This window comes from Enterococcus sp. 3H8_DIV0648 (genome assembly GCF_002140655.1).
Classification (GTDB): domain Bacteria; phylum Bacillota; class Bacilli; order Lactobacillales; family Enterococcaceae; genus Enterococcus_A; species Enterococcus_A hulanensis.
The window spans coordinates 2,883,498-2,909,980 of the sequence record NZ_NGLG01000001.1; the positions used below are offsets into that span (position 1 = coordinate 2,883,498).

Here is a 26,483-nt window from a genome sequence, read left to right on the forward strand (position 1 = left end):
AATTAGAACAAATAACTGCCCTTTGAAGATTCGTTATTTAAAGAATGTGCAATTGTGATTCTAATGTTCTTGTAATGATTTCAATATAATAGATGCTATCTCGTGTTTGCTGATATATCACGTTTTTTACGGTACAAAACACTTTTGTAACATATGTTCCAATTGCTGGAAAATGATAGTTTGTGAAAAGAAAGCGTTGACATGGTTGTTTACGGTGTTATACTAAGGGTGTCTCAAGGCATATGTCAAAGGCTTTGTCATATGTCAAAAAAGTATGGAGGGGTAATAATGACACTTTACGGGAAGCTTTTGGAACGAGAAAAAAATGGTGCGCCGATCAAAGTCGGGGTAATTGGTGCAGGTCAAATGGGATTTGGGATGATTGCTCAGATTTCGACGATTCCGGGAATGGCAGTAACAGGTATCAGCGACATCAATAAAGAGGCTGCGCAGCGTGCAGCGGATGCGTACAATGCAAGTGCAGAGAAGAAAGTGGACATTCTAGTCAGCTCAGATTTTAAAGAAATCATTCATTCGGATAAGGTAGAAGTTATTGTGGATGCGACTGGAGTGCCAGAAGTCGGCGCACAAATTTCGTTAGAAACACTGTTAGCGAAAAAACACATCGTATTGTTGAACGTGGAAGTGGATATCACGATCGGACCATTGATGAAGAAAATGTATGATTCAGCAAACTTAGTTTATACCGGTTCTGATGGCGATGAACCCGCTGCGACGACAGAGTTGTTTGAATTCGCGAAAAGTATGGGCATGGAAGTGCTGGTCGCTGGTAAAGGCAAGAACAACAAGTTAAAAGTTGGCGCAAATCCAGATACCGCACAAGCAGAAGCAGATTCTAAGAAAATGTCCAGCCACATGTTAGCAGCTTTCCAAGATGGTACGAAGACCATGGCAGAAATGAACTTATTATCAAATGCAATCGGTTTTGTTCCTGATAAAGTGGGTATGCACGGCATCAGCGGCGACGTCGATTCAGTAGTTAAGGATTTAGACCTGAAAGAAAACGGCGGTGTCTTAGATAAATATGGTGTCGTTGAATATGTGGATGGGTTAGCACCAGGAGTGTTCGTCATCGTTAAAGGACAAAACGATGGTGCACGTCATGAATTAAGCTACTTGATGAAAAAAGGCGACCGCGATCACCATATCTTATATCGTCCATATCACTTAGCAAGCTTAGAAACACCGATCACAATCGCTAAAGCAGTCTTAAATCATGATCATGCGATCGTTCCATTAGGCGCACCGATTTCTGAAACAGTTGCGGTAGCGAAGAAAGATATTAAGGCCGGAGAAAAAATCGACGGTATCGGCGGATATTGTGTTCGCGGTGTGTTAGAAACGCATGCGGATCTCGTTAAGAACAACAATGTGCCAATTGGTTTAGTCGGCGGTTCATCTGTTGCAAAACGTGATATTAAAGACGGCACTTTCTTAACGTATGATGACATTGAAATCGATGAATCAACAACGGTTTATCGTTTACGGAAGCTTCAAGATTCGACATTTGGTGAGTAGGTAAATTTTAGGCAGATGGGGGATATCCTCATCTGCTTTTGGAGAGGATGTAGCTTATGAGCGGCTTAGTTATTGTGTTGATCGTTTTAATGCTTAGTCAAAGTCTTTTAAGTCTTGTTCAGGTGAAATATTATCAAAGCTTCATCAAGAAGATCACCACTGAACAAGCAGGAACAGAGTATGAATTTTATACCGAAGTTGTTAAGGGAAAAGTACTGCGGACAATTGTTGCAGTTGTTGTCGATGCTGAGGGAAAAGTCATTCAGTGCTATATCTGCAAAGGGTTGACGATCTTTGCACGCTTTAAAGAGGAGCAGTCCTACCAAGGAGCACAATTAGTTAACTATCGGACAGCGGCAGAGGCAAAAAAGGCGCCGCAAATAGAAAAGGCACTGGCACAAATTTACACACGCAAATTGGAAGCGGTTACCTAAAAGGAGGATTTTATAATGAAATATATCGAATGGGCAGGAAAAAACTTTATTGGTATGTTTGAAGCCGGTGGCGAACAATTCATGGGCTACATGACCGGGATCGTACCATTATTGATCGTACTATTAACTTTTACTTATTCAGTCATTGCATTTATCGGTGAAGAACGTGTTGACAGAGCCATCCGCTATTGTTCAAAATATATGATTTTACGTTACTCGTTGATGCCGATCTTGGCTGTTTTGATGTTGACGAACCCGATGGCTTATACGTTTGGTAAATTTGTTCGGGAAGAAGAGAAGCCTGCTTTTTATGATGCAGCGGTATCTTTTGTCCATCCAGTAACGGGGCTGTTCCCTTATGCTAACGCAGGCGAGCTGTTTGTTTATCTTGGTATTGCAAATGGTGTGACAAAGGCCGGCTTTAGTCAGTCAAGCTTGGCAGTTCGCTATTTCTTAGTAGGGATTGTCGTGATTTTGATGCGTGGGATCGTCACGGAAAAACTGACGAAATTTATGATGGCTAGAGAAGCGAAGAAAGCGACTGCGTAAAGGAGGAATCGTAATGTACAAAACAGTATTTGTAAAACCTGGAAATAAGGGCTGGGGTGTTGGTTTGACCTTAACACCGAATGAGCAAAAAAATAAAGTTGTTTCTGTTACCGGCGGCGGTATCCATCCAGTGGCGCAGCAAATCGCTGATCTGACTGGCGGGATTGCCTGTGATGGCTTTAAGAATCAAATTCCTGAAGAAGAAACATTATGTGCGGTCATTGACTGCGGCGGAACAGCGCGAATCGGTGTTTACCCAATGAAGCGTATCCCGACAGTCGATGTATTGCCGTCTTCTCCTTCTGGTCCATTATCAAAACATATTACCGAAGATATTTTCGTTTCAGGTGTTCGGCCGGAAGATGTGGCTGTGCTGGAAGATGCGAATCTTGAGGATCGTCAAATGGCGGCTATCAATCATGGACATGCTGAAGATGCCGAATCTGCGGCGACAACGGAAAAAATAGTGACGGAAGGTCGCGAATCGGAAGAAGAATTTAGAGAAAGATATTCGAAGATCAAAGAGGAGCATAAGGAAGAACAAGCCAAAAAAGACAGCTTCCTAGTTCGTTTCTCTCGGGGAATCGGCGGCGTAATGAGTACCTTCTATCAATCAGGCCGTGACGCGTTAGATATGCTGCTGAAAAATATTATTCCATTTATGGCATTTATCAGTATGATCGTGGGAATTATCAATTATACTGGTATTGGTGACTGGTTAGCGAAGGTTCTTTCGCCGTTAGCAGGTTCTTTGCCGGGGATGATCGTATTGGCCTTGATTTGTAGTATTCCGATCTTGTCGCCAATCTTGGGACCTGGTGCCGTAATTTCGCAGGTTATCGGTGTTTTGATCGGTACGCAGATTGCGAACGGTTCGATTCCTGTCCAGTATGCATTGCCAGCGTTGTTTGCGATCAATGCTCACGTAGGTTGTGACTTTATTCCGGTTGGTTTATCACTGGGAGAAGCAAAACCGGAAACTGTGGCCATCGGAGTACCGGCGATTTTATACGGTCGGATGCTGACAGGCTTCACGGCGGTAATTTTGGCTTGGTTAGCTAGTTTCGGTATGTATTAAAAAAAGTTTGAATGGAGCGAATGGATGGATGGTAAAATCTAAAATTATTGAAATCGGCAGCATGGTGCCTGCTTTTGAAGAGGAACGCTTGATTATTTTGTTTGGTCCTTCTGCAACTGCGGAGCTGAGAGATATTTGTGTGATCCATGAATTTGAGGATCGTCCGAAAGATGCCCTGAAAGTCGGCGGAAAAGTTAAATTCGGCGATCAAGAATTCACGATCGAAGAGGTCGGCTCACAGGCAAATGCGAATTTTGAAGAATTGGGACATATTTCGATTTATTTTCGTAACGCGATCGGAGAAATTTTACCGGGAGCCATTATTGTCAGCCCGGGAGTTTTCCCAAGCTTTGAAGTCGGCGGCGTGATCGAGATTATTTAGAGCAAAAGTCGAGGATGTGCCGAATACGGGTGCATCCTTTTCTCCTTGCGCCCTCGCAGAATCAACCGTATAGTGAATGTGACCAAAAGTTGTTCAGAGGATGGGATCGAAATGGCTATAAAACATAATCGCGACATCGTAAAAGTAGCTACGATGTATTACAAAAAGAATTTGAAGCAGTCGGAGATCGCCAAACGTCTGGGCATCTCTCGTTCATTGGTTTCAAAGTATTTGAATGACGCAAAAAATGAAGGCATTGTTGATATTTTTATAAAGAGCGAAAGCGCCTATTCGATTGAATTGGAACTGGCTTTAGAAGAAACATTCGGGTTAAAAAAGGCCGCGGTACTTGATACCAGCAGTTTGCGCAAGGATGAAGTCGAACGCTTGCTGGTTCAAACAGCGATCACAGCTTTCCAAAAAGAAATCGCGAAGGCTGAAACAATCGGGCTTTCATGGGGCAAGATGCTGCGCGGGATCGTCGATGAATATCCCTATGAGAATCATGCGGATGCCACGATCATTCCTTTGATCGGCGGGCTGGGTTCTGAGATGGTGGATGTCCATTCCAATCAGTTGGCCTATGATCTGTCGAAAAAACTGCGGGCGAAATGCAAGTATCTATATGCGCCGGCATTGGTGGATAATGCCTTTATCAAAAAGAGCTTGATTGAAAACGACGGGATTCGGGATGTCTTGGAAGCGGGAAAAAATGTTGATTTTGCGTTAGTTGGAATCGCCAGCCCTTTTTCTAAAAACAATACGATGACTGAGATCGGTTACGTTGATCAGCAGGACATTGATGGATTGGAAAAATTAGGGGTGATCGGTGATGTCAATTCGAAATTCATCGATCAGGCAGGACAAGAGGTTTCCTGTGAGATCAATGAAAATGTAATCGGATTAGGCGTTGAAGAGGTTCGCAAAATCTCAAATGTAGCAGTCGCCTGCTACGAAGAAAGTAAAAAGGATGTACTGTATGTGGGAACGAAGACGAAGATTTTCACTCATATTACCGTAACCGACAGCTTAGCTGAATATTTATTGGAACAAGCAAAAACCGAGGCACACTGAGTGTCTCGGTTTTTATTTAAGTTAAGGTACATATTTTTGGATAAATTCGGTCACTTTTTTCTGATACATACTAGGATCACTGCTCAATGCTTCGGCGTGTTTGGCACCGTGAACGACATATTGTTCTTTGGGTCCTTTTGTGGCGGCGTAAACTTCAGCCAGCATCGAATAAGGGACAAAATCATCCTTATCACCGTGGATAAAAAGCATTGGACGCTTGTTTTTGTTCAACTGTTTGATAGCATCTGCTTCGCCAAAAAAGTAGCCTGCACGAATTTTTGTCACCAAGCTGGTAACAGGGATCAAAGGAAATGACGGCAGATTGAACATTTGCTTCAGCTGATAGTTCAGCTCGCCCTTCACTGAGCTGTAGCCGCAATCTTCAACAAAGGCTTTGACATTGTCTGGCAGTTTTTCACCGCTGGTCATCATGACTGTCGCGCCCCCCATACTGACACCGTGAAGAACGATTTCAGATTGAGGATCTTTTTTGACGACACGGTCGATCCATTGCAGATAGTCTTTCCGCTCATGCCAGCCGAAGCCGATATAGTCGCCTTCGCTTTTTCCATGTCCGCGAGCATCCGGCATCAAAACATTATAACCGAGGTCATGATAGATTTTCGCGTATTGCGGCATATCAGAAGCCTGCCCCATATAGCCATGAGCGATGATCGCCGTTTTATGCTGATCCTTTTCCGCAGGTAAATAATACGCTGATAATTTCAGTCCGTCGGTTGAGGTAAGCTGCCAGTCGCTGCGATTGTTTTTATCATTGAACCAATTTTCGGCGGAAATTAATTCCGTCGATTTCTTTTTGGAGCCGTCCGCCAGAAAATCCTTTTTAGCTGGAACAACGGCATAGGAATAGAAATAATTTCCCGCCGCGATTAATACAATCACTAAGACTAGGATGATCCCTAGAATAATTTTTGTTGGTCTATTCATTTTTTCCTCCTAAAACATATCATTAGCAGTATAGAAAAAAATCAAGTCTATAGCAAGTTTCCAACTGGTGTATTTACAGGACCAGCTATCCATGAGAAAATGTAGCAGAATTTGAAGCAGGATGATATCCGGCGCGAACAATCATTACCTTACTATGAAGCAGGAGAGAGCAGATGAAAAATAAAAAAATCACCATCAAGGATGTCGCGAAACAGTCTGGGGTCTCGATCGCAACAGTCTCCCAAATTTTAAACGGCAATGAGGGGAAATTTAGTCCCAAAACGGTCGAAAAGGTTTTGGCGGCCAAAGCGGATCTGAATTATGAACCCGATTATTTTGCGCGGCGAATGATCATGAAAAAAAGTAAGACGATTGGAGTGTTGATTCCGGATATCACCAATCCGTTTTTTAGTACGCTGGTTCGCGGGATCGAAGGGGTCTTGTATCGCGAGAATTTCGTGACGATGCTATGTAATGCGGATCTTGATACGAAAAAAGAGACCGATTATTTAGAAGAATTGAGTCGGCGCGGAGTTGACGGCTACATCATCGCTAGTTCGGCGATCTCGAATCAGGCCATCAATGAAACACTGCGAAAAAAGAATCTGCCCTATATCGTGTTGGACCAGAAGAAGGCAGAAGGCTTCAGCGATGCAGTCTTGACCGATGATTTTTCTGGCGGAAAAATTGCCGGCGAACATTTGAGACAATTAGGCCATCAAAAGGTCGCGGTTGTTTTACCGGAAGATGCGACGGAAAATATCAAAACACGCTTAACAGGCTTTCAAGAAATTTATCCCGATGCGCTCCTGATCAATGGGGAGCTGTCTAAAGATGGCGGACGCCAAGCAGTACAGAAAATTGTTGAAACGGATGCGACGGCGATTTTTGCGATCAATGATGAAATAGCTTTTGGGTTATATCTAGGTCTGGCTGAGGCGAAGAAAAAAATTCCGCAGGACTACAGTGTGATCGGGTACGATAATATCGATATGTGCGAATACGTTACGCCGCAGCTGACCACGATCGCGCAGCCCATCTATGAATTAGGCCAAACGACCGCACGATTATTACTGGAAAGAATCGAGCAGCCGGAGAAAGATTGGGAAGAAAAGACACTGCCGGTTCAATTAATTCAACGATTTTCAACAGCACACTTGAAATAGCTTTCAAGCTGTGCTATATTTTTGGTGTCGAATTAAAACGTTTTAATAAAACGTTTTAATCAAAAGCAAATGAATCAATTTGAAATGGAGTGGATAAAATGAATACGATTACAGTTATTGGAAGTATCAATCTTGACCGCACGATTCGCGTGAAGCAAATGCCGAAACCTGGAGAAACGATGCATACAAAAGAAATTTTTTCTGCCGGCGGAGGCAAGGGCGCCAATCAAGCCGTCGCAGCGAAACGATCTGAAGCCGCTACCAACTTCATCGGCGCTATCGGCAATGATGAAGCAGGCGAAATGATGCGTGAGCTTTTATCAGAAGAAGGCATTGAATTGTCTGGCGTGCAAACCTTAGAAAAGCAAGCAACCGGCCAAGCCTACATCATCGTGGATGATCAAGGGGAAAACAGCATCATGATCCATTCAGGTGCTAATAACGCATTTACGCCGGAGCAAGTACAAGCACATGCGGATGTGATCAAAGCCAGTGATTTTGTCGTCGCCCAATTTGAAAGCACTTTAGAAAGTACGATCGAAGCTTTTTCAATCGCCCGTGAAGCAGGTGTAAAAACGATTCTAAATCCAGCACCGGCTTTGGAACAGGTTCCTGAAGAATTATTGAAGGTCACAGATATGATTATCCCTAATGAAACCGAAACAGAAATTTTAACAGGGATCAAGGTGACGGATGAAGCAAGCCTAAAAGCAGCGGCGGATCATTTACACCAGTTAGGAATCGAAGCGGTGATCATTACGATCGGCAGCAAGGGTGCTTTTTACGACGTTCATGGACGCAATGGGATCGTTCCAGCTTTCAAGGTCAATGCAGTAGATACTACTGCCGCCGGCGATACCTTTATCGGTGCCATGAGCAGCGTCTTGGAAAAAGACTTCAGTAATTTAGAAGAAGCAATCAAATATGGCAACAAGGCCTCTTCAGTAACGGTTCAACGCTTCGGCGCACAACCATCTATTCCATACAAAAACGAATTGAACTAACGAAAGGATCTTTATCATGAAAAAAAGCAAAGTCATCAACTCAGATATTTCACGCGTGATCGCACAAATGGGTCATTTTGATCAATTAAGTATTGGCGATGCCGGCATGCCGGTCCCAATGACAACGGAAAAAATCGATTTAGCAGTAGATAACGGCATTCCTAGTTTTATGGATGTGTTAAACAATGTGTTGGAGGAACTAGCGGTTCAACGAATTTATTTAGCAGAAGAAATTAAAACCGAAAATCCTGAAATGCTGAAAAAAATTCAAGCACGCTTACCTGAAACCCCTGTGACATTTATTCCTCATAGCGAGATGAAGGCTGCCTTGCATGACAGCAAAGCGTTTATCCGGACGGGTGAAATGACCCCATACGCGAACATTTTATTGGAAAGCGGCGTCGTATTTTAAACACCGCAATGAGGAGGAAATAGCATGAACACAACAGCGATCTTGATCGGCTTAGGTCCGTTACTAGGTTGGGGGCTTTATCCAACCATTGCATCAAAAATTGGCGGACGCCCCGTTAATCAAATATTAGGCTCGACTTTAGGCACATTGATTTTTGCCTTAGTCTTTGCGATCGTCAACGGGATGGGACTTCCGACTGGAATGGATCTGATCTTCTCGATCCTTTCAGGTGTGGGCTGGGCAATTGCTCAAATCATTACCTTCCAATCCTTCACCTTGATCGGCTCATCTCGGGCGATGCCGATCACAACAGCCTTTCAATTACTGGGAGCTTCCTTGTGGGGAGTCTTTGCTTTAGGTGACTGGCCAGGTGTCAGCGCGAAATTATTAGGCGGCTTTGCCTTAGTTTTGATCATCCTAGGTGCTTGGATGACGGTTTGGACAGAAGAAAAGACACAAGAAAAAGCCAGCATTTTGAAAAAAGCCGTACTATTATTAGCAGTCGGTGAAATCGGTTATTGGGCCTACTCAGCTGCACCGCAAGCAACCAGTATCGATGGGATGCACGCCTTCTTGCCGCAAGCGATCGGCATGCTTTTAGTGGCGCTGGTCTACTCTGTGATTTTAAGTGTGAAGGACAAAGAGAAATCTGCGTTGACCGAAGCAGTTTCTTATAAACATATTTTTTCCGGCTTCTTTTTCGCCTTTGCAGCCTTGACCTATTTGATCTCTGCACAACCGAACATGAATGGATTGGCAACCGGCTTCATCCTATCCCAAACTTCCGTGGTTCTCGCAACCCTAACCGGGATCTGGTTCTTAGGACAAAAGAAAACCAAAAAAGAAATGACGATTACGATCATCGGTTTGGTGCTGATTTTAGCAGCCGCTGCGATGACGGTAATGATCTAAAGCTGTCGATTTTCGACAGCTTTTTTTCGCAGAAATGTTTTTAAAGAAATCGAAGCGGATGATTTCTATGAAAGCTATGGGGAATTCAAAAAAAGCGCTTTATAGGACATTTTGAGCTAAAATAGCATAAGAGCTTTTGTTTTAGAAAGAGTAGGAAGAAGGAGAGGTTATGAAGCTAACCATTTCATTAGACATTCTGGAGGAGGCTTTTTATTATGTGTCACCAATGAAGCCTGTGTCCACTGTGCCTTTGATCTATGCGACTTTTCTGATAGAAAAATCCCAAGTGGCATATACGATAGATAATAAGCCCAAGTTCATACGAAAAATTGAACGCTTATTTAAGGCCGCGTTTCACGAGATTATTCAAGAAAATCAAGCGTATAGCGAAATTCTTGATCAAGACCAGCTTTTGCCGCTGGAAGAACACCTAGCCCAACAAAGTCAGTTGATCGAATCTGTAAAAGCAGCGATCCAAAAATATCCAGAATTAAATTTGATTCGCTTAGAGCTTGCGGGCAGCTGGCCTGTCTTCCAAACAGAAGCTGGTCATTTAGATTTAACAGAGTAATATGAAGTATTAAGTTGAAAGGATGAGAGAAATGGACATGACTTATTTTGAAGGACAAGCTGCTTTTTTAGAGGATTATAAAAAGGTCGCAAGAGACGCAGCGATCGATCAGCAACAAGTAATCGATAAGGTGATGGAGCAACTAAACAAACCGACGCCAGATGACAAACTGTATTACATCTTGCCGGGAGAGGACACGATCAAGGGTCATTCGGTCAGATTTCCATTCCGCAAAGAATTGATCGCGCTGGATAATGAAGCGACTGTTTCTACCCAATTCTTCTATGAAGGGTCGCCGTATGAATATGAAATTGCTGAAGATGAGCAGCTGTAATAGGAAAGACTTTCAAGTTTAAGAGCTTGAAGGTCTTTTTTTGAGCTTGCTTTAAAAAAAGAAGCTGGTATGATGGATACAATATGGTTTGTTATTTTTTTAGCAAGAATGGGAGGTGATGGTCTTGCATGATTTATCAGCAGCAGGGCTGTTTCCTGCAGGCGATGAATTAAAAACTGAAAGGGAGTTAATGAATTGTTTATTCTTGAAAAGAAAGCGGAACCAGAACAACAAATCTGGGATCATATCAAACGAAATTATCAGGGGGAAAAAGTAGCAGTTGTTGGCGTGAAAAAGCAAATGCCACAAACCTTCTTACGTAATAAGCAAGTTATTTTTTACGAAAGTCTTACTGGGCGATCGTTAGTGGAGGAAGGCGAACGATTCTTAAATAAATTCGCAAAGGATTACTCGGCTTTTGTCTTTTATTTAGATTGTCCTTCAGAAGTAGGCGATCAGCTGGTTGAAGCCGGTCGTAAATTAGGTGTCAGAGTAACCGTTACAGTGGAAGAAAAGGCTGCTTAAGGAGCGGCTTATGTGGAAAGAAGTCATTCGACAGAAGACCGTTCAAAATACTATTTTACGGAGCGGCTTACGACTGCTGCATCAACAAAATTGGCGTCAAAGCAAGGACAAAAAAGCCTTGCTAGAGATTTCCGGGCAGCTGCAAAATGTCATGCAGCTGCATTTAGGGACAAAGAATCTAGTAGTAGGCATTCCTGGCTTTGGAAAAGAAGTAACGCTATTAGAAGTGGATGAACCCACGTTTGTTCCTCATTATAAAATAGAACAAGTTGTCGAATCTGCCGAAGGGCATTTTATCAAGTTAAAATTAATAAAAACCATTTAGAGAGCTGCACGAGTGTGCGGCTCTTTTTTCGTCATAACTCTCTCGAAAAAAGGAATTTCCACTTTAATGTGGAAAATAAAAAATTTATCTCTTTTAGAAAACGCTTTATAGTTGAGCTATAGAAAAAGAGGAGGGAGTTTACTTGGGAGAAGCAAAAATAGGAACAGAAATGGATTCAATGGCGATTATTTTACATGCCGGAAATGCAAAAAGTGATGCATACGAAGCGTTGCAGGCTGTAAAGCAAGGCGAATTTCAACTATTTGAAGAAAAATATCAATCAGCAAAGGCTGAAATCAAATTAGCCCATAAAGCGCATGCTGAAATGCTTCGTCGGCTTTCTGCTGAAGAACGCATGGATGAAGTTGATTTACTACTGGTTCACGCTGAAGGACATTTAACATCAACAGATATAGCGGTTGATATGATCGGTGAGTTTGGCGAGTTGTATAAATGGAAGGAGACTATGAATGGATAAGAATTTTTTATGGGGCGGAGCGACAGCTTCTTATCAATGTGAAGGTGCTTGGGACGTAGACGACAAGGCAGAATCAATGTGGGATCGTTATTTGCATGAGAATGATTTGGAAAACGGCGATATTGCCAGTGATCATTACCATCATTTTGAGGAAGACATTCGGATGATGAAAGAAGGCGGACAGAATTCGTATCGCTTTTCTCTTTCTTGGCCGCGTATCATCAAGAATAAAGAAGGCGACATCAATGAAAAGGGAATCACCTTTTATCAGCGCTTGTTAGAAACTTGTCAGCGGTACGATATTGAGCCCTTTGTCACGATTTATCACTGGGATCTTCCCCAATATTGGGAGGACGAAGGCGGCTGGCTGAATAACAAAGTGGCTTACGCCTTTGAACATTTGGCAAAGGTCTGCTACGAACATTTTGGAGATAAGGTCCGAAACTGGACGACATTTAATGAACCGAAATGGTTTATTGCCAACGGCTACTTTATTGGAAATTATCCGCCAGGCCTGCAAGATGTACAAAAGACGATGATCGGTGCCTATAATGTGATGCTGGCTAGTGCTTTGGGTGTTCGAGCATTTCGGACAGGGAACTATCAAGGTCAAGTAGGAATCGTTCACAGCTACACACCGGTAAATGGTGTTGATGATTCGATCAAAACGCGGATCGCGATGCGCTATGCGGATAATTATTGTAACAACTGGATTTTAGATACCGCAGCTTTAGGGGAGTTTCCGATCGATCTTGTAGCTAAGCTAGCGCAAGATTATGATATCAGCTTTATGAAAACCGAAGAGTTGAAGATTATCAAAGAAAATACGGTTGATTTTATCGGACTAAACTACTATGCGCGGGCGTTAGTGAAGCCTTATACCGAAGGCGAAACGCAGCTGGTATTCAATCATTCTGGAAAAAAAGGCGAGAGCAAGGTAGTTATCAAGGGCTGGTTTGAACAAGTCAAAGATCCAAACAACGAGTTTACTGCTTGGGATACAGAAATTTATCCAAAAGGTTTGCAGGACGGCTTGATTGAGGCTTGGGATCGTTATCACCTGCCGATTTATGTGACTGAAAATGGTGTCGGTGTACGTGAAGACGTGACAGTGGATCAAGTGAACGACGACTATCGGATTTCATTTATGAATGATCACATCAATGCCCTTATGAATGCAATGGATCAAGGAGCAGACATTCGCGGTTATTATGCTTGGGCTTCATTTGACTTGTATTCATGGAAAAATGGTGTAGAGAAACGCTACGGCTTAGTCGCTGTGGATTTTGAAAATGCTCAGATCAGAAAACCTAAAGCTTCATATTATTGGTTCAAGGATATCATCGAAAGCAACGGCGAAAAAATCCAGAGAAGATCGTTTGAATAATTGCCGAAATATATTTTGAAGAAGGAGAGGAAAAAAATGAAAAAAATCATGTTGGTATGCAACGCGGGAATGTCGACGGGGATGTTAGCCAAAAAAATCGAAGCAGCCTCTGATCATACATTGGAAGTAAGTGCTTATAGTGAATCAGAATATCAAGATTATCTTGAGGGTGTGGATCTAGTATTGATCGGTCCGCAAATCCGCTTCTTAAAACCTCAGATCGAAGCGGCAGTTGAGGTTCCGGTCGAGGCGATCTCGCCAATGAAATATGGCATTATGGATGGCAAAGGCGTTTATGAGGATATCAAAAAATTGATTGGAGGATAAGTAGTCATGGGATTTAGTACATTTAGCGATACGATGGATAAATACATCTCACCTTTAGCAAATAAATTAAGTCAGCAGCGTCATTTGAAAGCGACGCGCGATGCCTTTATGTCCATGCTGCCAATTACTTTGTTTGGTTCGATTCCGATCATTTTGAATGCACCGCCCGTGACGGAAGATACGAAAAATGGTTTTTTGTTAGCTTGGGCCAGCTTTGCAGAAAAAAACAGCTTGGTTTTAAATTGGATCAGCGGCGTGACCTTGAGTGCGATGGCCTTATTTATCTGTGTAGGTGTGACCTACTTCTTATGCCGTCATTATAAAGAAGACGTTTTGCGTCCGATCATGTTTGCCCTTGTCGGCTTTCTGATGCTTGTATTGACGCCATTGAAAATGGGTTGGGACGGTAAAGAAGTCGAGATCAGCTTTTTAGATGGGCGAGGGATTCTGCTGTCACTTTTTGTCGCGATCGTTACGGTGGAGGGATACCATTGGATGCGCAAGAGAAATATCGGCCGGATCAAGATGCCGGACAGTGTTCCGGCTTCGCTATCAGAAACGTTTGCTTCTTTGGTTCCAGGTTTGATTTTGATGGCCTTCTTTTCAGTGATCTTTATTATTTTCCACGCATTTGATACGACGGCGGTTCAGTTCTTATACAATATTATGGCTCCAAGCTTCAAGGCGGCCGATAGCCTGCCGTTTACGATCATCAGTGTCTTTTTGATCCATTTATTCTGGTTCTTTGGGATTCATGATGCGGCTTTGGCAGGGATTCTTGGTCCGATTCGTGATGGAAACTTATCGATCAATGCGGCTGAGAAAATGGCGGGCAATGATCTCAGTAATATTTTTACAACACCGTTTTGGACGTACTTCGTTATCATTGGCGGGTCAGGTTCAGTATTAGCATTGGCCTTTTTAATGATGCGTTCGAAATCAAAACAGTTAAACACGGTTGGTAAAATCGGATTGATTCCTTCTTTATTCGGGATTTCTGAGCCGTTGATCTTTGGAACGCCGTTGATGCTGAATCCGATTTTCTTCTTCCCATTCATTTTTACTTCGGTATTGAATGGTATTGTCACTTACTTGTGCATGTCATGGGGGATCGTTGGGAAGACTTTCGCAGTCTTTTCATGGCAGATGCCGGCACCGATCGGAGCGTTTCTTTCTACGATGGATTGGCGAGCTATCGTGTTAGTCGTGATCTTGATCGTTTTAGATGGGCTTTTGTATTATCCTTTCTTGAAGGTGTATGAGAAGAACCTTGTTCAACTGGAAAAAGAGAGCGATACAGAATCAGCCTAATGTTATAATAAGAGCGTAGAAGTTTCGCGGCTTCTATGCTTTTATTGGGATAACGATCAGTTAAAAGTCATTTATTTAGAGGAGGGATCATAGTGAATATTTCTCAAAGACAAGAAAAGATCCTAGAGAAATTGTCCCTAAATCAACAGCCTTCCACTGCCAGTCAGCTGTCAAGAGAGCTGGGAGTTTCTTCGAAGACGATTCGAAATGATATTCAGCAGCTGAATCAGCTTTCTGAACAGCCGATGATCCTTTCAAAAGCGGGGACAGGGTTCTCTCTAAACCCTGAAATAAGCCGATTTCAACAGGCCAAGATCGAAAAGCAGTCTCCTAATCTTTCATTTGAATTACTGGCAAGACTGTTAGACCAAAAAGATTGTGACTTTTACGAGCTGGCCGATGATTTCTTCATCAGTGAATCTACTTTGGATCGGATGGTCAAGGAGCTAAATGCGCTGATTAGCCAAAATGATCAGCGGCTCATGATCAAAAGAAAGCATAACCGGCTTTTTATTGAAGGTGACGAAGCAGCTAAACGCCGCGTCTTTACGTTATTTTTAAATCAAGAGATTGAAACGAACAAGCTGAGTTTAGATAATTATTCCGATTATTTTGATCAGCTTGATTTAGCAAAATTATCGAAAGTGATAGTAAACGTCCATCAAGAAGAAGGATTTATTATCAATGATTTCTCAACGATCTCGTTTATTTTGCATATCGCGGTTTTATTAGAAAGAGTGAGTAAGAAAAGCTATTTGAATCCATCGCAGGCTGTGTTAAAGAAAGGTAAAAGTAAACAGCTGACTTTAGCGATGGTTGATCGACTGGAACAGGTTTTTGGCGTTGAGATACCAGAAGAGGAGTATGCGTATATCTATCGACTTTATTCTGGTTCGGTCGTCTCTGATGAGGATTTGGCGGATAAAAAGCTGAAACGAATCATTGAAGGGGTATTGAAGAATATCGATTCGATTTTTTTCATTGATTTTACTCAGGATGAAAAAATTACTGATTATCTGATGACCCATGTTTCTGCTTTGTATAAGCGCTCCGCTCACAAGCAATATCTGGTCAATCCATTATTAGACGAAATCAAAAGTAAATTTCCTTTTGTCTATAATGTGAGCGTCTATGCTTCAGGTTTTCTCCAAGAGCAGCTGAGCATCCAATTTCCTGAAGACGAAGTCGCGTACCTTTCATTGCATTTTCTTTCTGCCTTAGAAAATATTCGAATGCATAAGAAAAAACGCATCTTGCTGGTATCTCCTTACGGTGTTGGCAATCAGCGGGTCGTTAGGAATCAATTGAATAAGATTCAGGAATTTGAAGTCGAATTGTCAGTGGCAGAATCCATCTTTGCGGTGACTGACGAAATTACAAAAGATCAGTCATTGATCTTAACAACGGAAGCCTTAGATGTGAAAACTACTGTTCCGATCTATCACTACGACTCCTTTTTGACAGACTCTGATTTAGCCAAGATTCAAAAAATCTTGATCGAAGAAAATCAGCAGCCTTCTGTGTTACCAACATTTTTAAAAGAAGAACTGTTTTTCCCTCAGCAAGAATTTACGACTAGAGAAGAAGCGATTCGCTTCCTTTGTCAGGAACTATGGGAAAAAGACTATTGCGAAAAGGATTATGTAGAAAAAGTATTGCAGCGGGAGACGTTATCCAGTACCGCCTTCGGAGATTTTTATGCGCTGCCTCATGCGATCAAACGTGAAGCGAAGAAGAACGCGGTGGCGATTTGTTCATTGTCAAAACCGCTGCAATGGAAAGAAAAGAAAGTCAAATTGGTTTTGTTGCTGGCGTTAAAGGAAGAACGGGATAATTCCTTTGAGCAGCTCTTTGAAGAACTGGTAGTGATGCTAAACGACGCTGCTCGAGTAAAAAAACTCGCAAAGCAAACAAATTTTCAAGATTTCATGCAGATCTGTCAGGCTGCTGATTAATCAAACAATCAGTCGAGCATTCAAATTTGAAACACGAAAAATAAATGATAAAAAGCGAATGAAATAAACCAACCCCTCTAACTTACTTAGAGGGGCCTTTTTTGTGAGCGTTGAGGTAATAAGAAAAGTTAAGGCTCCAGTGATAGATCGAAATCTTCCGATAAAATCAGACTTTCAATTTTTTTCCTCTTATGATTCCGATAGCTCGTTGGGGTTTCTCCTTTGTGTTCTTTAAAATATTTAGAAAAGTAATTTAAAGAAAGGCCTACAGAGTTAGAGATATATTCTACAGAATAATTTGAAGAATCTAGTAGCTGAATCCCTTTTTCTAATCGTATTTTTTGAAGAACTTGGTTTGGCGTCATGTGAATAGCATCTCTGAAAATACGGGTGATATAACTTGGACTGTAATGGAATGTACTTGATAGAACTTCTAAACTGATATTTTCAGAGTAATGATTGTTCAAGTAATTTATGATGGGCTGAATCTTTGAGGACTCATTTAGTTGATACAAAGAATCTTCAATAAAAGATAAAGATTCATACTGCACTTTTTCTTGATAGACTTCTAACAAAAAAAGTTTTAGTAGGGTATCTAGCGTAATAGCCCAAGATTCTTCCTTATTTTGAATCGAAGTAGTGGCACTTGTTTGTAATTGTTGAAGCAACAATAAAGACGAAGGCGAATTTAAATAGTAATCCTTTTTATTTTGGATGGGACTGATGATCTCATAAAACGAAGGACTGATGTTGAACTTAATATCAAGTACCGTCGAATTTTGTAAGAAGTTGTAACTGTGAAACGTATTCGGTGGAATCACAATTAAATGGTTGGTTTTTAAGATTAAACTCTGTTCGTCCAAGTGCAGCTGTTCAGATCCCGAAAGAAAAAATTGTAATTGAAAAAACTTGTGCTTATGAGTTTCTATTTTGTTGCCGAACTTGTATGATTTGCCACTAATCCACAAGATTTGAATATCTCTATCTCTCATATGAACCTCCCTTTGTTCCAGATACAGCGATTATAGTGATCATAATAGACGAATGTAATCGCTGTCAAAAATATAGACTGTAGTCAGAACAAAAGATTAATTGTTCTACGTTATAACGATACTAATTAACCAGGCCGGTTTTTTGTGGAGGAATGTAGTATGGAAGGAAGTACCGTGGCTACTATAGCACAAAAGAAAGTAAGGTGGCATATTTTACCTTATCTATTCTTAATTTATTTTGTTGCCTTTTTAGATCGTTCGAGCATCACATACGCTTCATTAGGTGGAATGGACACTGATTTAGGTTTAACAGCTACCACGTATGGCTTCATTGCTGGCATTTTCTTTATTGGCTATTTTATTTTTGGTATTCCAGGAAATATGATTCTGGAAAAGGTAGGCGCAAAAAAATGGATTTCCTTGATCCTGATATTATGGGGAACCGTTACGCTGCTTACCGGTTTTGTACAAACAGTAACAGGGTTAGTTGTTTTGCGGTTCTTGTTGGGAATATTTGAGGCAGCCTTATTTCCAGGCATGACCTTGATTGTGACCTACTGGTTTTTAAGTAAGACACGAGCAGCCGCGATCGCCTTATTTATGATCGCACCGCCGTTGGCTAATGCCTTTGGGGCGCCGGTTGCTACTACGATCATTACTCAGATCCATCAATTTCTAAATTTAGACGGGTGGCGCTGGCTATTTATCATTGTCGGATTGCCAGCAATATTGTTAGGCTTTTTTACCTATTGGTATCTAAGCGATGATCCATCTAAAGCGAAGTGGTTAACAGCAGAAGAGAAGCAATGGCTTGTTAAAGAATTAGATAAAGATCGCTTAAAGAGCTCTAAGCATGGAGAAATTTCTGCCCCGTTTAGAGAAGCATTAAAGGATAAAAAGATTTGGATTCTGACTCTTATGAATACTTTTTATGTTATGGGATTATACGGAATTACCTTTTGGCTGCCACAAATGATTAAGGGGATTTCAACAGGCAGTTCTACTATGACTATCGGCTGGTTAACTGCCGTTCCTTATTTGTTTGGTGCTGTGACGTTAATGTTAAACGCAAAATCCTCTGACAAAACGGGTGAACGGATTTATCACACTGCGGCTGGAGCTATTATCGGCGGGATCAGTCTTCTCATTTCTGCCTCAGTTTCAAATGTATATCTTTCGCTGATCTTCATTTGTATCGCGGCAATGGGACTTTATGCTTGGTCTGGTCCATATTGGGCAATTACAACAGATATTGATCCGAGAATAGCAGCCGTAGGATTAGGGATTGTTAATGCATTAGGTAATTTAGGAGGATTTATCAGTCCTTACGTTGTTGGCTGGCTTAAAGATATTACGCACTCAACAGTGTCGGGAATGTATTTCTTATCTGCTTCATTAATTGTCGCAGGATGTTTGGTCATGTTGTTAAAAACTGGAAAACAAAGTAGTAAAAAAAATGAAATATTGGAGGAAGTACAAAATGGTTAGAAAAATGGTTGTGCCGGAAATGGAATGGATCAATGAAAGAACTGAGGGCACGCAGCAAGTTGCGGTTATGGAAGAAATTGGGAAAATTGATATTAAATATGCCAAAATCCCTCATGCGAAAGAAAATGAAATTCGCGTAGATGTTAAATGGGTCGGAATTTGCGGCTCTGATTTAGAAGTATACCGAGGCGCGCGTACGCCAGAATTTTTAACCTATCCAATGCGATTAGGACATGAGGTCGCTGGGATTGTTGACGAGGTAGGAGAACATGTTGTGGGTATTCAAGTGGGCGATCACGTTTCATTGCGTTATGTCTGGGGCGCTTTTGCTGAATACATTACGTGTGATCCATTTTCAGCAGTTGTCTTGCCAAAGGAATTTCCATTGATGCATGGTTCTTTGATTGAGATCACGCCGACTATTTTAACGGGTATGGAGCAGGCTGAAATCAGCCAAGCAAAAAATGTTTTGATCATGGGGCAAGGAGTAAGCGGCTTGCAATTGACTCAATTTGCACATTTGTATAGTCCTAAAAATCTTGTAGTAACTGATTTGTATGATGAGAAATTAGAAATAGCCAAGGACTTTGGCGCCACTCATACTTATAAGATCCCAACTGCGGATACACCGACAATGGATGTTGTAGGAAATGATTTCCCAGATGGTTTTGATGTAGTAATTCCTGCGTTATTAGAAGGAGATTCAGTTATTGATGCCTTAGAATGTTGCGCTCAAAATGCAAAATTAATTATGTATGGCGGAATTGGCAAAACATCAAAAACAATGGACTTCTTCAAAATGCATCGTAAACGTGTCGATCTTTTAACCACTGAGCCTAAACGTGATGTTGATAATCATCGATTGTTCAGAGAAGGACGAGATATGGTCGTAAACGGTCTAATTAATACCGAGCGCACGGTAACCAATATTTTCCCGCTCTCTCAGATTGAAAAAGCCTTTGAACTGCGCAATCATACTCAAGCGAATGTTATCCATGTCATGATTGATTGCGATGCTAGTCATGATGATGGCAGATACGACAACTAAGAGAGGCTGAAGCTATGCATAATTTTAAAAAAGGCTGTTTTTATTGTGAGCATAATCAGGTTCAGAAAGAACGCATGATCGAGATCACGAAATTATCTGCCTCTACAGTTTATCTCAATCGCGATCAAACTCATTTTGGCAGAATTATCGTTGCTTTGAATTGGCATGTGGATGAACTTTTTGAATTGCATGGTTCTGATTTACAAGAATTTATTCAAGAAGTGTCTGACGTTGCTGAAATAATTCAATCGCTTACGCATTGCGACAAAATAAATTATGCCATTTACGGGGACACTGTGTCGCACCTTCATTTCCACTTAGTACCAAAACAAACTGCTGATAACGACTGGAATGAAGCCTTTGTAAACACACCTCAAAATGTACAATTAATTGAAGATGAGAAGGAATATAGTCTGCTCATTCAGCAAATTAGAGAGAGGTTGGCGCAAAAAAGATGAAACGCTCTATGATTAATCGCATTATTGATGAAACAATTGACTTTACAAAAGAAAGAGGTCTATCCTATCCAAATTTTGCGTACTTCACACAAGCAGATTGGAAAAATCTTACTACGCAATCAGAAGAAATAATCGATAATATGCTGGGGTGGGATGTCACCGATTTTGGAGAAGGAAAGTATTTAGAGAAGGGTCTAACGAGTTTTACCTTTCGTAATGGTAATTACAATCATCCTGACAAATATCCCAAACCCTATTGTGAAAAATTATTAATCGTGGAGGATGGTCAGGAGCTGCCTTTTCATTTTCATTGGAAAAAAATGGAAGACATCATTAACCGAGGCGGCGGAACACTGGAGATCACTTTATACAATGCTGATGAAATTGATCAGTTAGATGAAGCTTCTGCGGTTTCGTATGTTTCAGACGGTCAGCGCTTTACAGTGCCGCCGGGTACCGTAGTTCAATTGCTTCCCGGAAGCAGTATTACTTTGACACCGCGTGTATATCATCAGTGGAGAGGTATCAAAGGGACAGGGAAAATTATGCTATTTGAAGTGTCGTCCACAAATGATGATAAAACAGATAATCGTTTTCTGGAGGATATTCCTCGATTAATTTCGATTGAAGAAGATGAAGCAGCTAAATATTTTCTCTTTAGCGACTATGACACGATCAGTATAAAGGAATGATGACCGATGAGTTATGTACTTGGCCTTGATTTAGGGACCAGTTCTCTAAAGGCTTTACTAGTGAACAAAGAAGGTACGGTTATTAGCAGTGAATCAAGTCAATATGAGGTTTTTTCAGAAACAGTAGGCTTTAGTGAACAAAATCCTAGTGATTGGCTAGCAGCATGTACGACTATTTTTTCAAAACTGGCTCAAAAGGTAGATGATTTCCAGTCTGAATTGGAAGGAATTAGTTTTTCGGGTCAAATGCACAGTCTCGTATTACTAGATGAGCACTACAATGTTTTACGTCCGGCTATTTTATGGAATGATGTTCGAACGACAGAACAATGTAAAGAAATTATGGAAAGAGCTGGTTCGGAAATCCTGGACATAACCAAGAACCGAGCGCTTGAAGGTTTTACATTGCCGAAGATACTTTGGGTGATGGAGAATGAACCAGAAATATGGGCGCAAGTCGCACATATATTGTTGCCTAAGGATTATCTGCGGTGGTACTTAAATGGTCGGTTGGCTATGGATTATTCTGATGCGGCGGGAACATTGTTATTAGATGTGGGAGAACAAAAATGGTCCGAAAAGCTGCTGGATTGCTTTGAGATTTCTTTGGATAGATTACCGCCTTTAGTGAATGCCTTTGATTTTACTGGGTATTTAAGGGGAGATATCAGACAGAAATTTCATTTTGAAAAAAATGTGGCAGTATTTGCTGGGGCAGCAGATAACGCAAGCGCGGCAGTTGGTTCGGGGTTAATTTCGTCAGACACAGCTTTAGTCAGTATTGGTACGTCTGGAGTTTTCCTCACTGCGGAAACCAATTCAGCAGTTGATTATAAAGGCAAACTACATTTTTTCAATCATGCCTTCACCAATGAATTCTATTCGATGGGTGTGACACTTTCTGCAGGAGCGAGTCTAAACTGGTTCAAAAAGACATTTGCGCCGATGCAGACTTTTGAGGAGCTGCTCTATTTAGTTAAGGATGTTCCACCCGGTTCAGATGGGTTGCTATTCACACCATATATTGCTGGAGAAAGAACCCCGTATTTTGACAGCAAAGTAAGGGGCAGTTTTATGGGGATCGATAATCACCATTCATTTTCAACGTTTACGCGGGCGGTGATTGAAGGCATTACTTTTTCGCTCAAAGACTCTCAAGTATTAATGGAAACAATTGGAGATAAAAATTTTCAAAAGATTATTTCTGTCGGAGGAGGAGCACGCAGCAAGGAGTGGCTGCAAATTCAAGCGGATATATTTAATACGCCTATTGTCACTCTTGCATCAGAGGAAGGACCTTCCTTAGGCGCTGCGATGATCGCTGCTAGTGGACTTTCATGGTTTGATTCTTTAGAGCAGTGCATCAATAAATTTGTTCACTATTCTGAGACTGTGTATCCGAACGAAGGCGATGTCCAAGCTTATGAGAAAGCATACGAAAACTATAAAAAAATCTATTCGAACAATGTTGATTTGTTCACTGAATAGAATGACCTTTCTAGCATACGCATAATAATCAAACAACCGTCAAAATCCAGCATATATGGATATTGACGGTTGTTTTGAGTGGTTAAAAGATCAGGCCTGTGATAATCGCGCTCAAGAAGCTGACAAGGCTAGCACTTAATAAGATTTTCAAGCCATGCTTGGCAACTAGATTGCCCTTTTCTTCATTAAGACCTTTCATGGCACCAGAGATGATGCCAATAGAAGAGAAATTTGCAAAGGAAACTAAAAAGACAGAGATGATGGCGGTTGTCCGCGCTGAGAAGTCCCAGCTGCCTTTGGCTAATTCAGTCATCGCCACAAATTCATTCGTCACTAGCTTGGTTGCCATCAAGCTTCCGGCGTCCACGGCTTCCTTCCAAGGAATCCCCGTGATGAATGCCAGCGGCGCAAATACATAACCTAATATTTCTTGGAAGGTCAGTCCGGTGCTTTTAGCAAAAATGAAATTGATCATCGCGATCAATGCCACAAAACCGATCAGCATCGCTGCGACAGTGACGGCGACATGGAAGCCGTCTAAGATATATTCCCCCAGCATTTGGAAGAAGGTTTGCTCTTTGTCCTCTTCGATCACTAATTCGTCGTTTTCCAATTGGTAAGGATTGACGATCGATGCGATGATGAAGCCGCCGAACAAATTCAATACCAATGCAGTAATCACATACCGCGGTTGGATCAGTGCCATGTAAGAACCCACGATCGACATGGAAACAGTCGACATCGCTGAGATACTCATGGAGGTCAAGCGCTGTTCAGATAATGTCGGTAATTCCTTTTTAATAGAGATGAAGACTTCTGATTGACCTAAGATCGCTGACGCAATCCCGTTATAAGATTCCAATTTGCCCATGCCGTTGATTTTGCTGAGGGCAAGACCGACACCCTTCATGAAGAGCGGCAAAATTTTAATGTAACGCAAGATCCCGATGATCGCAGAGATGAAGACGATCGGCATCAAGACATTTAGGAAAAAGGGAAAGCTGCCTTTATTCGCAATTCCGCCAAATACAAAATCTACGCCGGAGCCGGCGAAACTCAGCAAAGCATCAAAAACACCGGCCAAGCCGCCAACGATCGTTGTTCCCACCGTAGTTCGCAGTAAAATAAAACCTAATAAAAATTGCAGCACCAGCATGATCAAAATCGGCGAATACCGAATCTTTTTACGATCACTGCTGATCAAAAAACTTAAGGCCAGAACAATCCCTAACCCAATAATACCTATCATAAAATGCAAAGAATCACTCCTAGTTAGAAAAAATAATCTGAACTAGCGTAGCTTTTTTTGCAAAAAATTGCGAAGGATAGCTATGAAAACCATGCCTCTATGAATAAATTCTAAACACGAAAACACTAACAACTTCATTTTTAGTCTCTTGCAATGATTAAAGCTTTTCCAAAAAAAATATGCTATGCTTGAAAAGAATTCAGCAGAAAAAGAGGGATCGGAATGGAAGGGGAAAACAAAAAGCGGGTCTTGCTGCCGCGCTATCAGCAAGTAGCGGTAGAGATCGCTGAGCGGATCGCCGACAAACGTTATCAAGTAGGAGAAAAAATTCATGCACGTTCGACTTTAGCCAGCAACTTCAATGTTTCTCCCGAAACGGCCCGCAAAGCGATCAATGTGTTGGTCGACCTTGGCATCATGGAGGTCCGTCATGGCAGCGGCGCATATGTCCTATCGCGAGAAAAGGCGCAGGTTTATTTTGAAAAATATCAAGATGTGCAATCCATCCAAGAAATTAAAAATGAGATTCAAGCCAGCGTGGAAAAACAGAAGCAGGAATTGGATAATGTCAGCGAGCTGTTGAATCAGCTTTTATCTCAAACCAAGCGGGTCCATAATGTTGCGCCCTTTGTTCCTTACGAATTGACGCTGACCGAAGAGGCGGAGCACTTAGAAAGCACAGTCAATGACTTAAATATTTGGCATGAGACTGGTGCGACCATCATTGCCATTCAGCAAAACAATGAGCTATTGCTGTCGCCCGGACCCTACGCCAAGATCTGTGCCGGCGATACCTTGTTTTTTGTCGGCAATGAGCTGGTCTTACAGCGGATGCAGCATTTGTTTTACCCAGATAAATAATCCCGAAAAAGGAAAGCCGCGGCTTTCCTTTTTTTTACATTAAAGTCATAAACCGAGTTCAGGTGTGAAAAAGAAGATACCATTCTTTTTTTACTGAAATAGGTTTATGACTTTATTTTTTTGAGCGGCTGCGGCAATTTTCATCAAAACCGGTTAAAGAATTGTTTTGGTCTAGTTTAACAACAGTTTAACAATTCGTAGCTGTCTATTGTTTTTTGATGGCTAGACTGTGTTTAAGAAGTAAAAGATGAGGTGTAAAAATGAGAATTCGTGGAAAACTTCTTTTTTCTAAAAAAAATGAAGATGCTAAACGAAAAAAGGAGACCTTTAGCAAAGGAGAAAAAGTTGTCTTTGTCGCCCTCTGCATTTTTATTGCCGCTCTTTTTATACTGACTGTTTACGCTGTGGCATTCACAGTGTCTAGATTAAAGTTTTTGATCTAAATCAATGGAGTGGAGGAAAAAAAGATGAAACATTTAACATTTGTAGTACCAAGTTATAACTCTCAGGACTATTTGGCCCGCTGTGTGGACACATTATTGGCAGGGGGAGAGGATGTAGAGATTATTATCGTAAATGACGGGTCCACCGATGATACTGCAGCGATTGCTGATGGCTATGCTGCGGCTCATCCGACGATCGTAAAAGTAGTGCATCAAGAAAATAAAGGACACGGAGGAGCCGTCAATGCCGGCTTGGCTCATGCCACAGGTCGGTATCTTAAGGTGGTGGATTCCGATGATTGGCTAGACATTACAGGCCTTGCTTCCGTCCTTTCCCAGATGAAGAACTGGGAAGAAAATCAACTCACAGTCGATATGATCGTCTGCAACTATGTCTATGACCATTTATATGATGAGAAGCAGCATACGGTGGATTATCGCAATGTTTTTGAGGCAAACGAGATTTGCGGATGGGAAAATATCGGACGCTTTACGCCTTCTCAATACCTGATTATGCATGCGCTGATTTTCAATACTGAAATTCTGCGAAAGAGCGGTGTAGAGCTGCCGTTGAATACTTTTTATGTGGATAATCTATTCGCTTATCAACCGCTGCCTTATGTGAAAAAAATCTGCTATTTAGACGTTGATTTGTACCATTATTTCATTGGTCGTGATGATCAGTCTATCAACGAAAGCGTCATGATGGAGCGGATCGATCAGCAAATCAAAGTGACGAAAATCGTCTCCGAATGTACCGATCTTGCCGCTGTGGAGGTTTCGAAGCTATCTACGTATATGATGAGGAATATCTCGATTATGTTGGCTATCTCTTCGATCCATTTGTTGCTGATCGGGACAGATGAAGCTTTGGCTAAACGCAAGGAATTATGGAACCACATCAAGAATATCAACCGGAAGCTATATTGGAAATTACGGCTGCAAACTGTCGGCGGACTGACTTATCTTCCTGGGAAAATCGGGGGGCTTGCGACGGTTACGGGCTACCGAGCAGCCAAAACGGTCATTAAATTTCAATAGTTGAAAAGGAGG

30 protein-coding genes are annotated in these 26,483 nt (G+C 41.6%); 27 read left to right on the forward strand and 3 right to left on the reverse strand.

Annotated features, from left to right (window positions below):
• Nucleotides 1–288: 288 nt before the first annotated feature.
• The 6 genes from A5875_RS13290 (at nucleotide 289) to A5875_RS13315 (ending at nucleotide 5,056) form a co-directional block, all read left to right on the forward strand.
• Complete coding sequence (locus A5875_RS13290; RefSeq protein ID WP_088934037.1) at nucleotides 289–1,539, forward strand: NAD(P)H-dependent oxidoreductase; 1,251 nt, start codon at nucleotides 289–291, stop codon at nucleotides 1,537–1,539.
• Between the two features lie 56 nt (nucleotides 1,540–1,595).
• Complete coding sequence (locus tag A5875_RS13295) at nucleotides 1,596–1,973, forward strand: transcriptional regulator GutM (RefSeq protein ID WP_088934038.1); 378 nt, start codon at nucleotides 1,596–1,598, stop codon at nucleotides 1,971–1,973.
• Between the two features lie 15 nt (nucleotides 1,974–1,988).
• Nucleotides 1,989–2,522: a PTS glucitol/sorbitol transporter subunit IIC gene (gene srlA / locus A5875_RS13300; protein ID WP_088934039.1), complete on the forward strand. Its 534-nt coding sequence runs from the start codon at nucleotides 1,989–1,991 to the stop codon at nucleotides 2,520–2,522.
• Between the two features lie 13 nt (nucleotides 2,523–2,535).
• On the forward strand, nucleotides 2,536–3,600 hold the full coding sequence (srlE, locus tag A5875_RS13305; RefSeq protein ID WP_088934040.1) for a PTS glucitol/sorbitol transporter subunit IIB: 1,065 nt from the start codon (nucleotides 2,536–2,538) through the stop codon (nucleotides 3,598–3,600).
• A gap of 28 nt (nucleotides 3,601–3,628) precedes the next feature.
• A complete protein-coding gene (locus A5875_RS13310) occupies nucleotides 3,629–3,982 on the forward strand; it encodes a PTS glucitol/sorbitol transporter subunit IIA (RefSeq protein ID WP_088934041.1) in 354 nt (117 codons plus the stop codon).
• A 111-nt stretch (nucleotides 3,983–4,093) separates the two neighbouring features.
• Nucleotides 4,094–5,056, forward strand: coding sequence for a sugar-binding transcriptional regulator (locus A5875_RS13315; protein ID WP_088934042.1), 963 nt, complete (start codon nucleotides 4,094–4,096; stop codon nucleotides 5,054–5,056).
• 21 nt (nucleotides 5,057–5,077) lie between these two features.
• Here the strand turns inward: A5875_RS13315 and A5875_RS13320 are convergent, their stop codons facing one another.
• Nucleotides 5,078–6,004 carry an alpha/beta hydrolase gene (locus tag A5875_RS13320; protein WP_088934043.1) on the reverse strand — a complete coding sequence of 309 codons (927 nt, stop codon included), beginning with the start codon at nucleotides 6,002–6,004 and terminating at the stop codon, nucleotides 5,078–5,080.
• Nucleotides 6,005–6,177: 173 nt separating this feature from the next.
• On the opposite strand from A5875_RS13320, the gene rbsR reads away from it, so the two are divergent.
• The 13 genes from rbsR (at nucleotide 6,178) to A5875_RS13385 (ending at nucleotide 16,711) form a co-directional block, all read left to right on the forward strand.
• Entirely contained in the window at nucleotides 6,178–7,170 is a 993-nt protein-coding gene (gene rbsR, locus A5875_RS13325; RefSeq protein WP_088934044.1) for a ribose utilization transcriptional repressor RbsR, read from the forward strand.
• Between the two features lie 98 nt (nucleotides 7,171–7,268).
• Nucleotides 7,269–8,174, forward strand: coding sequence for a ribokinase (gene rbsK, locus A5875_RS13330; protein WP_088934045.1), 906 nt, complete (start codon nucleotides 7,269–7,271; stop codon nucleotides 8,172–8,174).
• Between the two features lie 16 nt (nucleotides 8,175–8,190).
• Complete coding sequence (rbsD, locus tag A5875_RS13335) at nucleotides 8,191–8,586, forward strand: D-ribose pyranase (protein ID WP_088934046.1); 396 nt, start codon at nucleotides 8,191–8,193, stop codon at nucleotides 8,584–8,586.
• A 24-nt stretch (nucleotides 8,587–8,610) separates the two neighbouring features.
• On the forward strand, nucleotides 8,611–9,498 hold the full coding sequence (gene rbsU, locus A5875_RS13340; RefSeq protein WP_088934047.1) for a ribose/proton symporter RbsU: 888 nt from the start codon (nucleotides 8,611–8,613) through the stop codon (nucleotides 9,496–9,498).
• Between the two features lie 169 nt (nucleotides 9,499–9,667).
• Complete coding sequence (locus A5875_RS13345; protein ID WP_088934048.1) at nucleotides 9,668–10,069, forward strand: hypothetical protein; 402 nt, start codon at nucleotides 9,668–9,670, stop codon at nucleotides 10,067–10,069.
• Between the two features lie 31 nt (nucleotides 10,070–10,100).
• Nucleotides 10,101–10,403 carry a DUF5960 family protein gene (locus tag A5875_RS13350; RefSeq protein ID WP_088934049.1) on the forward strand — a complete coding sequence of 101 codons (303 nt, stop codon included), beginning with the start codon at nucleotides 10,101–10,103 and terminating at the stop codon, nucleotides 10,401–10,403.
• Between the two features lie 195 nt (nucleotides 10,404–10,598).
• Nucleotides 10,599–10,928, forward strand: coding sequence for a hypothetical protein (locus A5875_RS13355; protein ID WP_088934050.1), 330 nt, complete (start codon nucleotides 10,599–10,601; stop codon nucleotides 10,926–10,928).
• Nucleotides 10,929–10,938: 10 nt separating this feature from the next.
• Nucleotides 10,939–11,253: a hypothetical protein gene (locus A5875_RS13360; protein ID WP_088934051.1), complete on the forward strand. Its 315-nt coding sequence runs from the start codon at nucleotides 10,939–10,941 to the stop codon at nucleotides 11,251–11,253.
• Between the two features lie 142 nt (nucleotides 11,254–11,395).
• Nucleotides 11,396–11,731: a PTS lactose/cellobiose transporter subunit IIA gene (locus A5875_RS13365; protein ID WP_088934052.1), complete on the forward strand. Its 336-nt coding sequence runs from the start codon at nucleotides 11,396–11,398 to the stop codon at nucleotides 11,729–11,731.
• Nucleotides 11,724–13,118, forward strand: a complete 1,395-nt coding sequence (locus A5875_RS13370) for a glycoside hydrolase family 1 protein (RefSeq protein WP_088934053.1) — start codon at nucleotides 11,724–11,726, stop codon at nucleotides 13,116–13,118. Before A5875_RS13365 ends, A5875_RS13370 begins: the two co-directional genes overlap by 8 nt.
• A 36-nt stretch (nucleotides 13,119–13,154) precedes the next feature.
• Complete coding sequence (locus tag A5875_RS13375; protein ID WP_088934054.1) at nucleotides 13,155–13,445, forward strand: PTS sugar transporter subunit IIB; 291 nt, start codon at nucleotides 13,155–13,157, stop codon at nucleotides 13,443–13,445.
• Between the two features lie 6 nt (nucleotides 13,446–13,451).
• Complete coding sequence (locus A5875_RS13380) at nucleotides 13,452–14,756, forward strand: PTS sugar transporter subunit IIC (RefSeq protein WP_088934055.1); 1,305 nt, start codon at nucleotides 13,452–13,454, stop codon at nucleotides 14,754–14,756.
• A 92-nt stretch (nucleotides 14,757–14,848) separates the two neighbouring features.
• Entirely contained in the window at nucleotides 14,849–16,711 is a 1,863-nt protein-coding gene (locus A5875_RS13385; protein ID WP_088934056.1) for a BglG family transcription antiterminator, read from the forward strand.
• A 128-nt stretch (nucleotides 16,712–16,839) separates the two neighbouring features.
• Here the strand turns inward: A5875_RS13385 and A5875_RS13390 are convergent, their stop codons facing one another.
• The gene (locus A5875_RS13390; RefSeq protein ID WP_088934057.1) at nucleotides 16,840–17,703 is read right to left on the reverse strand and encodes an AraC family transcriptional regulator; all 864 of its coding nucleotides are present in this window, start codon (nucleotides 17,701–17,703) and stop codon (nucleotides 16,840–16,842) included.
• Nucleotides 17,704–17,862: 159 nt separating this feature from the next.
• Between A5875_RS13390 and A5875_RS13395 the strand changes: the two genes are divergently transcribed.
• From A5875_RS13395 to xylB, 5 genes are read left to right on the forward strand one after another with little or no spacing between them, the layout of a single operon-like run.
• On the forward strand, nucleotides 17,863–19,191 hold the full coding sequence (locus tag A5875_RS13395; protein WP_088934058.1) for an MFS transporter: 1,329 nt from the start codon (nucleotides 17,863–17,865) through the stop codon (nucleotides 19,189–19,191).
• Nucleotides 19,184–20,239, forward strand: coding sequence for a zinc-dependent alcohol dehydrogenase (locus A5875_RS13400; protein WP_088934059.1), 1,056 nt, complete (start codon nucleotides 19,184–19,186; stop codon nucleotides 20,237–20,239). The genes A5875_RS13395 and A5875_RS13400 overlap by 8 nt, the downstream gene beginning before the upstream one ends.
• 14 nt (nucleotides 20,240–20,253) lie before the next feature.
• The gene (locus A5875_RS13405) at nucleotides 20,254–20,697 is read left to right on the forward strand and encodes an HIT family protein (RefSeq protein ID WP_088934060.1); all 444 of its coding nucleotides are present in this window, start codon (nucleotides 20,254–20,256) and stop codon (nucleotides 20,695–20,697) included.
• The gene (locus tag A5875_RS13410; protein ID WP_088934061.1) at nucleotides 20,694–21,389 is read left to right on the forward strand and encodes a D-lyxose/D-mannose family sugar isomerase; all 696 of its coding nucleotides are present in this window, start codon (nucleotides 20,694–20,696) and stop codon (nucleotides 21,387–21,389) included. Before A5875_RS13405 ends, A5875_RS13410 begins: the two co-directional genes overlap by 4 nt.
• Nucleotides 21,390–21,395: 6 nt before the next feature.
• Nucleotides 21,396–22,877, forward strand: a complete 1,482-nt coding sequence (gene xylB, locus A5875_RS13415; RefSeq protein WP_088934062.1) for a xylulokinase — start codon at nucleotides 21,396–21,398, stop codon at nucleotides 22,875–22,877.
• Between the two features lie 82 nt (nucleotides 22,878–22,959).
• Here xylB and A5875_RS13420 read toward each other — a convergent pair whose 3' ends face one another.
• Nucleotides 22,960–24,126 carry a NupC/NupG family nucleoside CNT transporter gene (locus A5875_RS13420; RefSeq protein ID WP_422851541.1) on the reverse strand — a complete coding sequence of 389 codons (1,167 nt, stop codon included), beginning with the start codon at nucleotides 24,124–24,126 and terminating at the stop codon, nucleotides 22,960–22,962.
• Between the two features lie 222 nt (nucleotides 24,127–24,348).
• Here A5875_RS13420 and A5875_RS13425 point away from each other — a divergent pair, with 222 nt between their 5' ends.
• The 3 genes from A5875_RS13425 to A5875_RS13435 all read left to right on the forward strand — a co-directional run bounded on the left by A5875_RS13425 (nucleotide 24,349) and on the right by A5875_RS13435 (nucleotide 26,471).
• Nucleotides 24,349–24,987 carry a GntR family transcriptional regulator gene (locus tag A5875_RS13425; protein WP_088934064.1) on the forward strand — a complete coding sequence of 213 codons (639 nt, stop codon included), beginning with the start codon at nucleotides 24,349–24,351 and terminating at the stop codon, nucleotides 24,985–24,987.
• A gap of 260 nt (nucleotides 24,988–25,247) precedes the next feature.
• Complete coding sequence (locus tag A5875_RS13430; protein ID WP_088934065.1) at nucleotides 25,248–25,430, forward strand: hypothetical protein; 183 nt, start codon at nucleotides 25,248–25,250, stop codon at nucleotides 25,428–25,430.
• A 24-nt stretch (nucleotides 25,431–25,454) separates the two neighbouring features.
• The gene (locus A5875_RS13435; RefSeq protein ID WP_088934066.1) at nucleotides 25,455–26,471 is read left to right on the forward strand and encodes a glycosyltransferase family 2 protein; all 1,017 of its coding nucleotides are present in this window, start codon (nucleotides 25,455–25,457) and stop codon (nucleotides 26,469–26,471) included.
• The last annotated feature ends 12 nt before the right edge of the window (nucleotides 26,472–26,483 follow it).

Coding starts and splice junctions, on each gene's coding strand:
- A5875_RS13360 (WP_088934051.1), top strand. CDS start 10,939: ATGTGGAAAGAAGTCATTCGACAGAAGACCGTTCAAAATACTATTTTA.
- A5875_RS13420 (WP_422851541.1), bottom strand. CDS start 24,126: ATGATAGGTATTATTGGGTTAGGGATTGTTCTGGCCTTAAGTTTTTTG.
- A5875_RS13345 (WP_088934048.1), top strand. CDS start 9,668: ATGAAGCTAACCATTTCATTAGACATTCTGGAGGAGGCTTTTTATTAT.
- A5875_RS13390 (WP_088934057.1), bottom strand. CDS start 17,703: ATGAGAGATAGAGATATTCAAATCTTGTGGATTAGTGGCAAATCATAC.
- srlE (WP_088934040.1), top strand. CDS start 2,536: ATGTACAAAACAGTATTTGTAAAACCTGGAAATAAGGGCTGGGGTGTT.
- A5875_RS13320 (WP_088934043.1), bottom strand. CDS start 6,004: ATGAATAGACCAACAAAAATTATTCTAGGGATCATCCTAGTCTTAGTG.
- A5875_RS13425 (WP_088934064.1), top strand. CDS start 24,349: ATGGAAGGGGAAAACAAAAAGCGGGTCTTGCTGCCGCGCTATCAGCAA.
- A5875_RS13350 (WP_088934049.1), top strand. CDS start 10,101: ATGGACATGACTTATTTTGAAGGACAAGCTGCTTTTTTAGAGGATTAT.
- A5875_RS13370 (WP_088934053.1), top strand. CDS start 11,724: ATGGATAAGAATTTTTTATGGGGCGGAGCGACAGCTTCTTATCAATGT.
- A5875_RS13410 (WP_088934061.1), top strand. CDS start 20,694: ATGAAACGCTCTATGATTAATCGCATTATTGATGAAACAATTGACTTT.
- A5875_RS13375 (WP_088934054.1), top strand. CDS start 13,155: ATGAAAAAAATCATGTTGGTATGCAACGCGGGAATGTCGACGGGGATG.
- xylB (WP_088934062.1), top strand. CDS start 21,396: ATGAGTTATGTACTTGGCCTTGATTTAGGGACCAGTTCTCTAAAGGCT.
- A5875_RS13405 (WP_088934060.1), top strand. CDS start 20,254: ATGCATAATTTTAAAAAAGGCTGTTTTTATTGTGAGCATAATCAGGTT.
- A5875_RS13395 (WP_088934058.1), top strand. CDS start 17,863: ATGGAAGGAAGTACCGTGGCTACTATAGCACAAAAGAAAGTAAGGTGG.
- A5875_RS13315 (WP_088934042.1), top strand. CDS start 4,094: ATGGCTATAAAACATAATCGCGACATCGTAAAAGTAGCTACGATGTAT.
- rbsK (WP_088934045.1), top strand. CDS start 7,269: ATGAATACGATTACAGTTATTGGAAGTATCAATCTTGACCGCACGATT.
- rbsR (WP_088934044.1), top strand. CDS start 6,178: ATGAAAAATAAAAAAATCACCATCAAGGATGTCGCGAAACAGTCTGGG.
- rbsD (WP_088934046.1), top strand. CDS start 8,191: ATGAAAAAAAGCAAAGTCATCAACTCAGATATTTCACGCGTGATCGCA.
- srlA (WP_088934039.1), top strand. CDS start 1,989: ATGAAATATATCGAATGGGCAGGAAAAAACTTTATTGGTATGTTTGAA.
- A5875_RS13290 (WP_088934037.1), top strand. CDS start 289: ATGACACTTTACGGGAAGCTTTTGGAACGAGAAAAAAATGGTGCGCCG.
- rbsU (WP_088934047.1), top strand. CDS start 8,611: ATGAACACAACAGCGATCTTGATCGGCTTAGGTCCGTTACTAGGTTGG.
- A5875_RS13435 (WP_088934066.1), top strand. CDS start 25,455: ATGAAACATTTAACATTTGTAGTACCAAGTTATAACTCTCAGGACTAT.
- A5875_RS13400 (WP_088934059.1), top strand. CDS start 19,184: ATGGTTAGAAAAATGGTTGTGCCGGAAATGGAATGGATCAATGAAAGA.
- A5875_RS13430 (WP_088934065.1), top strand. CDS start 25,248: ATGAGAATTCGTGGAAAACTTCTTTTTTCTAAAAAAAATGAAGATGCT.
- A5875_RS13295 (WP_088934038.1), top strand. CDS start 1,596: ATGAGCGGCTTAGTTATTGTGTTGATCGTTTTAATGCTTAGTCAAAGT.
- A5875_RS13310 (WP_088934041.1), top strand. CDS start 3,629: ATGGTAAAATCTAAAATTATTGAAATCGGCAGCATGGTGCCTGCTTTT.
- A5875_RS13380 (WP_088934055.1), top strand. CDS start 13,452: ATGGGATTTAGTACATTTAGCGATACGATGGATAAATACATCTCACCT.